At 62.7% G+C, this 10276-nt stretch carries 7 protein-coding genes; 4 read left to right on the top strand and 3 right to left on the bottom strand.

Going from position 1 to position 10276, the window contains the following annotated elements; translation table 11 throughout:
* The coding region (locus ASE89_RS14770) for a caspase family protein (protein WP_201781557.1) at window positions 1-1119 on the top strand (1119 nt) is incomplete at its 5' end.
* A gap of 267 nt (window positions 1120-1386) precedes the next feature.
* Here ASE89_RS14770 and ASE89_RS14775 read toward each other — a convergent pair.
* Entirely contained in the window at window positions 1387-3270 is a 1884-nt protein-coding gene (locus ASE89_RS14775; protein ID WP_156363510.1) for a hypothetical protein, read from the bottom strand.
* Window positions 3271-3651: 381 nt separating this feature from the next.
* Between ASE89_RS14775 and ASE89_RS14780 the strand changes: the two genes are divergently transcribed.
* Window positions 3652-6537, top strand: coding sequence for a VIT domain-containing protein (locus tag ASE89_RS14780; RefSeq protein ID WP_082451574.1), 2886 nt, complete (start codon window positions 3652-3654; stop codon window positions 6535-6537).
* A 334-nt stretch (window positions 6538-6871) separates the two neighbouring features.
* Window positions 6872-7930, top strand: a complete 1059-nt coding sequence (locus tag ASE89_RS14785) for an NAD(P)H-dependent flavin oxidoreductase (RefSeq protein ID WP_056679231.1) — start codon at window positions 6872-6874, stop codon at window positions 7928-7930.
* A 263-nt stretch (window positions 7931-8193) separates the two neighbouring features.
* On the opposite strand, the gene ASE89_RS14790 is transcribed toward ASE89_RS14785, so the two are convergent.
* Both ASE89_RS14790 and ASE89_RS14795 read right to left on the bottom strand, forming a co-directional pair.
* A complete protein-coding gene (locus ASE89_RS14790; protein WP_056679234.1) occupies window positions 8194-8592 on the bottom strand; it encodes a VOC family protein in 399 nt (132 codons plus the stop codon).
* 51 nt (window positions 8593-8643) lie between these two features.
* Window positions 8644-9342, bottom strand: coding sequence for a glutathione S-transferase family protein (locus ASE89_RS14795; RefSeq protein WP_056679237.1), 699 nt, complete (start codon window positions 9340-9342; stop codon window positions 8644-8646).
* Between the two features lie 129 nt (window positions 9343-9471).
* On the opposite strand from ASE89_RS14795, the gene ASE89_RS14800 reads away from it, so the two are divergent.
* The gene (locus tag ASE89_RS14800) at window positions 9472-10047 is read left to right on the top strand and encodes a TetR/AcrR family transcriptional regulator (RefSeq protein WP_056679240.1); all 576 of its coding nucleotides are present in this window, start codon (window positions 9472-9474) and stop codon (window positions 10045-10047) included.
* Window positions 10048-10276 lie beyond the last annotated feature (229 nt).

Genomic DNA, 10276 nt, shown 5'->3' on the forward strand with positions numbered 1-10276 from the left:
GAGGACCTCGGGTCCGCCGACCTCCCGGCGGCCATCGAGTGCTTCGTCCGAACCTACGGCTACCGACGTGATGCCCGCGTCTTCATGTACTTCGCAGGTCATGGCTTCACACGGACCGACAATCAGACAAGCGGGGAGCGGACGGTCGGATACGTCCTCCCTGTCGATGCGCCGAAGGCGCCGTTGGACACGGATGCGACTGCCGAGGCTGCGTTGCTCGAGCGGGCGCTCCGGCTCACCCGCTTCCAGGAATGGGCCAGCGCCATGGAGGCGCGGCACGTGCTGATGGTCTTCGACAGCTGCTTCTCGGGAGCCGTTTTAGGCCATAGGGGCTCCGCTGCCGAGGCGACGCGTCCACGTCCGTTGAACTACGTCCTCAGCGACGCGGCGCAACGCCCCGTCCGATGGTTCCTGACGGCGGGGATGGCCAATCAGACCGTCCCCGCAGAAAGCGTGTTCAACAGCCTTCTCGTTCAGGCCCTGACGGGGTTCCGGCCCGAAGCGGACGTGAACCGGGACGGTTTTCTCACATCGGGAGAGCTGGTCCAGTATCTGAAGGGCACGGTGCCGAACTACAATTCCGATCAGACACCCGACGACGGTAAGATGCGCGATCCCCTTTTCGACGTCGGTGACATGGCCTTCAGGCTCCCCGATCGCCTCGCGGCGAGCGGCATCCTACAAGCCGCTGCGGCGTCCACAGGGATGGTGCTCGCCGGTCAGGCGCTAGACAGCGCCGCCGTGAAGGAGATCGCGAGGCCAAGTCGCGCTCCGCCACCGGCTCCAGTAGTGCTCCGGAGTTCGGAACAGTCCGATCTGGCCACGGCCGTCCAAGAGCTGGAAAGCCGCGACACTACCACCCGTCGCAGGGCTCGGACCATGCTTTCGCGTCTGCTGGCCTCCAACGGCCCGGGGTTCACCGACGAGCTCGTGCGCGGGCTGCCCCACGGCAGCTACAGGTTCCAGCTTGGTGTCTCTGAGGCGCTGTCGAATGCGCGCGGCGGATGGTCGGCGCAGAACCCAGCGGAAGCCGTTAGGATAATGAGGGCGCGATACGACGCTGTTAAGGACGCGAGCCTGAAGATCGCATTGTCCGGGGCGCTGCGCAACGCGCGGTGACTCCAGCCCAAAATGCCGCCCGAGCCCACGCGCATGTCATCGAAGCTGACCCGGAGCTGGATGACACCTTTTCAACCGGTTGGGGACGGCCTCGATGGCAGCGATTGGGCGCACGTGCGAACCGAACTTGGTCATGGTGCCTTCGTCTCCGGCATCACGCTTTTCGGCCCCGGGACGTAAGCACGACCGTCCCGCCCAGATTTCCGGTGCCTCACCGATCTGCCGGAGGCCGGCGGGCGGGTCAGACGTGCGGCGGCCTCGTGCTCCCTATGATTGTTCAGGTTTCTGTGCGTCCTGAGCCGAAGCCGCCGGTGCGGCGGTTTCCGGATCCGTCTTCGTCGCGGTAGGAATACCGGGGCAATCAAGCTTGTCGGGCGCGTCCATTACGAAATATGGTTTGGCCGGTCGTCGCTTGACCGCCTGCCACGCTGCTGCCGAGAGTTGGTCGGCCAGAGTCTTGAACTGGTCGACCGTCGTCTGATCGCTGACTGGGCAGCCCAAGTAGTCCTCGATGAGCCGATAGGATCTGCTTCTGAATGCCGCTCCCGGCATAGGCGGGGCGCTGCGGTCGGAGTCGCTGCTGGTCTTCGCCTCCGCTATTAGGGAGCCGAGCTTCATGATCATCGCCCGAAGCCGATCCGGGCGACGCATGTTCTCGACCCGATCGATGGCGAGCGCGAGCTCGGCGTCGACTCTGGCGGACGTCAGGGCGGCGACCGCATCCTCACCGACCGCCTGGTTCGCCGTGAACTTGGTCTGGAGGTCGGATATTCTTCTTGCCACGTCGGCGGCGACGTTCGCGGACTCCTTGGTAATGGAAAAGGTGACGAAGCTGGCTTCAAGCACGCATTGCTCGTTGTTGCGCTCCGCGTAGACGCGGGCGCCGCCGTACCGCACCCCGTCGGGAGCGAAGCGGTAGGTCGGGAGCGCCTCGCCGATGCGGGTACGAACGTTCAGCGACTGGTTCGCGCATCCCCCGCCTTCCTTGGCGCCTTCGTCGAACACAATGAACTGGGATGCGTAGATGGGTGATCCGAAAGTGTCGTCCGAGCGCACGGCTGGCATCGGCCGTTCCGCGATCAACGCGCGGACCGACTTGTTGAAGCCTTCGGACTTCGCGCCTTGACCGACGATTTCGGGGTGTACGCTGAGCAGCGTCCGCAGCGTGTTCGGGCCAAGCTTGCCGTCCTGCTGATGCTGGGCCATCCCCAAACGGCCTTGCAGCGTCTTTATCTCGGCCGCCGAGAGGAGCGCACCGCTCGATGCGGCTGCGGCGGCCTTCACGGCTGCGAGCCGGTCGGTGGCGGCCTGGACCTGCGCGGCCTGGTCGGCGGCTGCCGTCCCGCCCGGAGCGTCGGCTTTGCGCTGCCCGTCGTCCTGCTGTTCATCTGGAAATAGCTGGAATGACATGTCCATGATCGACCTGTTCCGGGGCGCCGAGATCAGTTGGTCGGCGGCGCTTATGGCGGTGTCGATGATCGGTCCAGCGATCGCCGCGCCGGCTATGTATTGGCTTATCAAGGAAGCCGCCTTCTTCACGGTCTCGAGGTTCCCCCGCAAGGCGGCGTCCTTGTCGTCGCGCACGTCGTAAAGCCGAACTCTGACGCTCGGCGGATAGCGGTAGAACCACTCGTTTTGCGAAAAGATGATCTGGTTGATGAACTGCAGGTTGCTGTCTGGAGCCACGTCTTTCTGATAGAAGGCTACGATCGGCTTCTGGAGCGTGGCGCTTCCGTTGAAGTCGAGCACGACCGCCACGTCCCGCTTACAGCCTTTTGTGCATTTGCCGGCCGCGTTGAAAACGGCGAGGCCGCCGATGCCGACACGGTGCAGCCGCACCGTGATGGGATCCCCATTGTCGATGCGACGCGATTGGACGCATCTGAGGCGCTCGGCCGCCTTCTTCTCTGGATTGCTATCGCCGGCGCCTGTTCGCCAGTCTCCCATGGCTGCTGGAGCGTAGAGCTTGTAGGTCTTGTCCGGAGACTGTCCGCAGAGATCGAGATAATAGGGTACGCTGGCCGGCACGATCGAGGTCTGAACGTTCGCAGAGGAGCTTGCGACCGACTCTCCACCGTTCAGGCAGCCGCCAAGAAGAAGACTTGGCGCGATTAATCCCAGCCTTCGCAGACGTTTAGCTTCGTGATCCAAGAGAGCCTCCCTGCGCAAATCGATTCGCAGAGATAGTGAGCGCGGTTAGTCGCTGCCGCAAGTTATAGTTACTGTGGACATGTTAGCAGCAATCAGAAAAACTTACTTCTGCTTAGTCGTTAATTTCGACCGAGGTTCAGTGTTGAGAGAGATACCATCGGTGGCCAGCTTGCCAAGCCATCGAAGCGCAAGCCTCATTAGCCATTCTGACAGCCTAGTTCCGGCCGTGGAGGTTCGCCTGAACCAACGACCGCTTTCGGAAAGCATGTGAATGTATCTGAGCGACCGGGTTTGGGTCGAGGCAGCAAGCCACGTGGTTTACCCATTGCCGCTGAACCACTGGTCGCTCTAGCTTAATCAACGTTACGCAAGGGGGGCAGGATGAAACGCCACGGATTCACGCTAGGAACGCTGATTATCGCGCTCAGCCCGGTCCAATCCCAAGAGCCGATCGCAAATCCAAGCCTGACAGCCTCGGCTATGGGTGTTCGCGATGCCGCCCATGCCCGTGACATTGCGCTGCGCCGCTTCGACGTCGCCGTTCGGGTGCATGGAGCGGTGGCCGAGACGACCATCATCGCAGAGTTTGCCAACGAAGGACGTGAGGTGCTCGAGGGCGACTTCCGTCTCGCGCTGCCCAAAGGTGCAGTGGTTACTGGTTATGCGCTCGATATCGGCGGGGCGCTCGTCGACGGCGTTCTGGTCGATCAGCCAAAGGCAAAGATGGTCTACGAGGCGCAGGTTCGCCGTCGTGTCGATCCCGGGCTGGCAGAAGTCGTGCCGGAAGGAGGTTTCCGCACTCGCGTCTTCCCGGTCCCGCCGGGCAGTGGCCGAAAGATTCAGGTGCGCTTCGTCGCACCGGTCGGTGCCGAGGGATTCCGTCTACCGCTGCGCATCGCTGCGGCGCCAGAGGGGTGGACGGTTAGAGTGGTGGCGGATGGTGTACGGGCGATGCCGGCACTGCTGATGCCGGACGGACGGCAGGGAACGTGGCAGAGCGGTGGGCAACAGGGCGGACAGACTGCCGAGGCGAGCGGCAAGGGCACGCTGAACGGTGCGATCGTCGTCGCGCCAGTCGCGACTGCCGACACGATCGTCAGCCGTCATCGTACCGGCGAACGATATGTTCAGCTGTCTGGCATGCTGCGCCAAGCCGCTGCGCCGAAGGTGGGCGGAACGCTGCGCGTCTATTGGGACCGGTCGCGCTCGCGGCTCGCAGACCGCCACGACACCGAATATGCGCTACTCCGCCAGGTGATTGCCGCCTTGCAGCCTCGGCAGATTGAGATCGTGACGTTCGCGAGCGATGGCGCCACGCGCACCGTCGCCGCGACGGCGGATGCGGCGATCGAGGCGGTGCGAGGCGTGCGCTACCGCGGCGCCACGAGTTTCGAGGCTGTTGCGGAGGCAGCCGGCCCCGCTACCGCCACGGCCGAGACGTCGACTGACCGTTGCCTGCTGTTCTCCGACGGGCGGCCTACCATCGACCGTGCAAGCGTTTTCGCGCCCCGCTGCCGACTGGATGCCATCGCTGTGTCACCGACGGCGGACATCGGCTGGCTGAGACATCTTGCAAGGGCTACTGGCGGGCAGGCGTTTGCGCCAGGGGAGGACGTCGCTGGCGTCGCTGCTGCTCTCGCGACCGCTGTGGCCGGCGTCGCTGCGGTAGTGGACGAGGACGGCAACGAACTTGCCGTCGTGCCGCTTGCGGCGCCGCCAGGACAATGGCGTGTCGTGGCGCGTGCCCCAGCACTGGGAGGTGTTCGGGTGCGTATCGGCGGAACGGAAACGCTACGGTCACTTGGCGAGGCCGTGCCGTTCGATGGTGACGGCGCACTGGTGGCCGCCGATTTGTTGACGACGTTCGGTGGGACCGAGCAGCGTGCCGAGTATGTCACGACCAGTCGGCGTTACGGCGTTGCCAGTCCTAGCTTGTCATTCCTCGTGCTAGAGGCACCTCAGGATTATCTAACGGCCGATATCGCCCCACCCGCCAATTATCCCTCCGACGCGCTGTCGCTATATCTTGAGAGCCGGAAGCGGATGGACGGCGAGCGCGCCGATGAAAAACGGCTGCGATTGGAGCGGGTAACGCATGACTGGACGGAACAGGTCGCTTGGTGGAAACGGCGGTTCGATCCAATCGCGGAAGCGGCCCCTAAGAAGCGAGCTGCCCGTAATGCCCGTTCGAACAATCCGCCGGCTGTAGTAATGTATGCACCGCCTGCGCCACCGCCACCGCCACCGCCGCCTGCACCCGAACCTGGCGAGGCAGCTCCCGTAGGTGCCGATATCGTAGTGACCAGCAGCCGTGTGCAACCATCGGCCCCTGCCGTCTCGATCGAGGCCTGGCAGCCCGATCGCGAGTATCTGCGAGCGTTCGACGCCGCGCCGGCGCGCTTCGATGAGCGCTTCGCCGAGGCGGAGTCGGAAGCCGGTGGCGTGCCAGCCTTCTATCTGGATTCTGCAGAATGGCTGCGTCGCCACGGGCGGACCATGGATGCAGTGCAGGTCGTGCTGTCAGCGCTTGAACTGCCGGCGGCCAATGCGACGACACTGGGCATCGTCGCTGACCGGCTGGAGCGGTATGGCGCGATCGATCGAGCGATTGAACTGCGAGAGCGGCAGGCGGCGCTAGAGCCCGACCGGCCACAGCCTAGGCGTCTGCTCGCACTTGCCCTCAGCACGCGTGCTGCAACGCGACCAGCAACAGCGCTAGCGGATCTGACGCGGGCGGTCGCGCTATTGCGCGAGGTAGCGGTCATGCCATTGGACCAACGCTGGGACGGGATCGACCTGGTTGCGCTGATGGAGGCCAATGCGCTGCTGCCGCAGCTAAAGCGTCTGGGCGGAAGCAGTCCTCTGGAATCTGCGCTTACCGCATTGCTCGACGCAGATATTCGCGTGGTCGTCGACTGGACGACGGACGCCACCGATCTAGACCTTTGGGTGGACGAGCCCGGCGGCGAGCGGGCGATATACAATCATCCGCGAACCGCGACCGGCGGCCATCTTTCGAACGACATGACGGCGGGTTTTGGTCCGGAGGAGTATTTCCTCCACCGCGCGCCAGCTGGAGAGTATGTCGTTCGCGCCAACGTCTATAATGCCGACAGGCTCGACCCCAATGGCCTGTCGCTGCTGACGGCGCATCTGTTCCGTGATTTCGGTAGGGCAACCCACCAAGTCGAGGCGGTCGATATCGAGCTGAAACGCGACGAGCATGGTGAAAAGATGATCGGTCGGATCGCTATTCCGTCAAAATAGAGAAAACGGCAGATGCTGCATCGGGGGGCGTTACGACGGACGCTTTAGTTTGCTTGCCGATACGAAGTTCAATCGCCTAGTTCCTTGGTCGATATGCGGCACAGGTATGTGACTAAGTTCGACCACGTCTGCAAAATAATCACACTTTGATTCAGCGTTTGTCAGACGAACAGATGGCTGGAGTCGGCGAGCGTTCAAGCTAGGTTGGATCTCACCTGTTTGGTCTTAGTGGTTGATGGGCAGAGGATCCGCGTCCCACCACCTGGCGCCATTCGCTTAATGCGCTGGCGTAGTCATAAGGGGACAATCGTTCACAACCGGATGCGGCGTAGGTATGTCTTTCATCAATCGGTTCGAACTCTCGGTGCCCTTGATCCAGGCGCCAATGGCGGGCGTCGCCACACCTTCGCTGGCGGCAGCGGTATCCGAGGCGGGAGCCTTGGGGTCGATCGGAGTAGGCGCGACCGACGCCCTCGGCGCACGGGCGATGATCGAGGAGGTGCGCAGCCGTACGACCCGCGCGTTCAACGTCAACGTCTTCGTCCACGCTGGCGCAAAGGCCGATCTTTCGCGGGAAGCACAATGGCTGGATTGGCTTGCCCCGCTGTTCGCCGAGTACGGCGCAGAACCCCCGAGGGCGCTGAAGACCATCTACAAAAGCTTCGCAGATGATCCCGACATGGTGGCGGTACTGCTCGATCTTGCGCCGCCAGTGGTCAGCTTCCACTTCGGGTTGCCGTCCGCCGACGTGCTCTCGGCGTTGCGAGCGCGCGGTATTTACCTCATGGCGACCGCGACCAGCCTCGACGAAGCACGCGCGATAGAAGCGGCGGGAATCGACGCTGTGGTCGCGCAAGGGATCGAGGCAGGCGGGCATCGGGGTGTCTTCGACCCCACCGCGCCCGACGACGGGCTCGGCGTGTTCGCGCTGACCCGGCTCCTAGTGCGCAAGAACAACTTACCAGTCATCGCAGCTGGCGGGATAATGGACGGCGCCGGCATCGCCGCGGCGCTAGATCTTGGCGCATCGGCAGCGCAACTGGGAACTGCCTTTGTCGCGTGCCCGGAGTCAGCCGCAGACGATGCATACCGGGCGGCCCTCACCGGTGCAGGCGCTTACCACACTGTCCTCACGTCGCTTATTTCTGGTCGACCGGCGCGTGCGCTGGCCAACCGGTTTACGGCTCTGAGTCGGTTGGTCGATGAACGCCGACCGCCTGATTATCCTATCGCTTATGATGCGGGAAAGGCTTTGCACGCGGCTGCCAAGGCACAAGGCGAGCACGGTTTCGGGGCGCAATGGGCAGGGCAGGGTGCGCCACTGTCTCGTGTCATGCCGGCAGCAGCCTTGGTCGGGGTGCTGCGAGAGGAACTCGAATTGCGACGGATTTGAAGTCTGGTTGCGCGTTGCGACGTCCCCTGATCGGACTCCTCGTTTTCTCACTCGAATCCGTCAAAAAGATCGTCCAGCGTACTGAATGCGGCCCTACGAACGAGATGAACGAATGGCCGAAGTTGGAAACATGAAAAGTGGTCGCTAATGGCCGAAACTGGGTCTTCAAAGCGGTACCGTCTACCGCACATCCTTCGTGTCGAGCCTGCCGCCCGTACATCCTAGAACGGGCGGCCCTTTAAGCCTGACGTGCGGCGGGAATATCACTTGGGGAAATGGATCCCACAAAGCTTATTGCCATCGGGGTCGCGAAAATAGGCGAGCTCGATCGTCCCCATCGACGCAGTCTCGCGTGGGCCAGGCGGGGCTTCGATCGAGGTGCCGCCATTGGCAACCGCGGCATCGTGAAGCTGCTTCACCTGCTCAGGTGAGTTGCATGAAAAGGCGACGGTACTGCCGTTCGCGACGGTCGCAGGTTCATCGTTTATCGGCTGGCTGACGATGAAGTTCGTTCCGTTGCCATTATTGTAGATGAGCCGGGTGTGGCCGCTGTCGGCGATATTTCGCATCGGTTCACCGACGCCGAGTGTCCCGAGCACCGTATCGTAAAAATTCTTCGATCGTTCGATGTCGTTCGATCCGACCATGGTATGAAACAGCATGCTTGTTCTCCTGCTTAAGGCGTTATTCTATAGATACGGGTGAAGTGGACGCTACGGGCGGTCATCCAGTTCCGGAACACCGCTTTGCCCGTCGGCGTAGGCAGCCATGAAGGCCGGCCTGGTCTGCCACCGCCGCCAGAACGCGTCGATATGCTCGAAACGCTCGTCCAGTGGGGTGGCGTTCACCGGGTACTTGGAAAACGCGATCGCGGTGGCCAGCGTGATGTCTGAGAAAGTTGGATGGTCTCCGCCAAGTAGCCACGCCCGCCCGTCAGCAAAATGCCGGTCGACCAGTGCAGCATGCGCTAGCGCCACCTTGCGCGAATGCTCACCCCATGCGGGGTTGTGCGTCAGCTCCAACTTGGGCCCGAGGCCCTGGTGCAGGACGTGGAAGGCGGTGACGATTGGATAGAGGATGTGGACCCAGACCCGGTTGTCCCACATCTGATCAAGGCCGCGCTCGATCGGCGTCTGGCCCATGATCTTGCGGCCTTCGAAGCTGTCGTCGAGGTAGCGCGCGATAGCCGACGTCTCGCTCAAAAAGGACCCGTCCGCCAGCACCAGCGTCGGCGTCTCGCCCCACGGGTTCATCTTCAGGTGTTGCCACCCGCGCTGCTCACCCCCAGGCGACATGTCGTACACCGTCTCGGCAAACCGGTCGGCGATGCCTTTCTCGTGCATGAAGATGCGCAGCCGCTGCGGATTGGGGAAAGCGGAGGGGGAGGTATAGAGCGCCAGCTTTTCGGCCATTGGAGGTCTCGCTTTCATCGATCATATTGTCGATCACATCACCTGCCTGTCAGATGACAGGTTTACATCTGCGACGCAAAACTTGCCCCGTCAACCCCTGTCTGCCATATGACAGGTGGAGGCGTGATTATGGCGGCAACGACGAAGGAGAATGCGCGGGAGGCCATCCTGCTGGCCGCACGCGAGGCGGCGATGACGCGCGGCTATGGCGGCATCAACTTCCGCGACCTCGCCGCGAAGGTCGGCATCAAGGCCGCCAGCATCAACTATTACTTCGCCAACAAGGCGTTGCTCGGTGAGGCGGTAGCGCGTCGCTATCAGGAGGATATTGCCCGCGACCTCGAGAAGATATCCACCGACGCGAAGGACGCCTGGGACGCGTTACGGCGATACCCGAGCATTTTTCGGGCGTCGCTGGAGCGTGACAATCGGATGTGCCTCAGCAGCTTCATGGCAACCGAACGTGACGAGCTGCCTGAGCCGGTTCTGAAACAGGTACAGGCTTTCGCTGACGTCAACGTGGCGTGGCTCAGTAAACAGCTTGCCGCCGCAGCGATTGGCTTGCCTGAAAGCGTCGAGGCAAGAGCGCGAGCAATCTACGCGGCGGTTGCCGGCGCGCAAATCATTGCCCGCAGCAGATCCGACATCGCCGTATTCGATGCTCTGATCGAAAGCTACCGCGCGGCGGGGCCGCTCCCGAGCTAGCTCCTTGTGCTGTCCTAAATCTCGTAGCTGCACGCTCGACAGACATGAACCAATGACCGGTATGGGGATTGGCGAGGTGAAGGCTAAATGACCGTTTCTGAGTCATTCTAACCCGCTAGTATCGCGCCGCTGCGCGATAAACGCGTCGATCTTCGTGCCATCCACCATGGCCGGATCTAAGAGATTGGCGGGCCCGCCTACAACCATCGTCCCCCCGGGGGGGGGGGGG

The sequence above is a fragment of the Sphingomonas sp. Leaf30 genome (genome assembly GCF_001422525.1).
Taxonomy (GTDB): Bacteria; Pseudomonadota; Alphaproteobacteria; order Sphingomonadales; family Sphingomonadaceae; genus Sphingomonas; species Sphingomonas aerolata.

What these genes read in the sequence shown, in the direction of transcription:
- ASE89_RS14800 (WP_056679240.1), top strand. Translation starts at nt 9,472, where the DNA reads ATGGCGGCAACGACGAAGGAGAATGCGCGGGAGGCCATCCTGCTGGCC.
- ASE89_RS14785 (WP_056679231.1), top strand. Translation starts at nt 6,872, where the DNA reads ATGTCTTTCATCAATCGGTTCGAACTCTCGGTGCCCTTGATCCAGGCG.
- ASE89_RS14780 (WP_082451574.1), top strand. Translation starts at nt 3,652, where the DNA reads ATGAAACGCCACGGATTCACGCTAGGAACGCTGATTATCGCGCTCAGC.
- ASE89_RS14795 (WP_056679237.1), bottom strand. Translation starts at nt 9,342, where the DNA reads ATGGCCGAAAAGCTGGCGCTCTATACCTCCCCCTCCGCTTTCCCCAAT.
- ASE89_RS14790 (WP_056679234.1), bottom strand. Translation starts at nt 8,592, where the DNA reads ATGCTGTTTCATACCATGGTCGGATCGAACGACATCGAACGATCGAAG.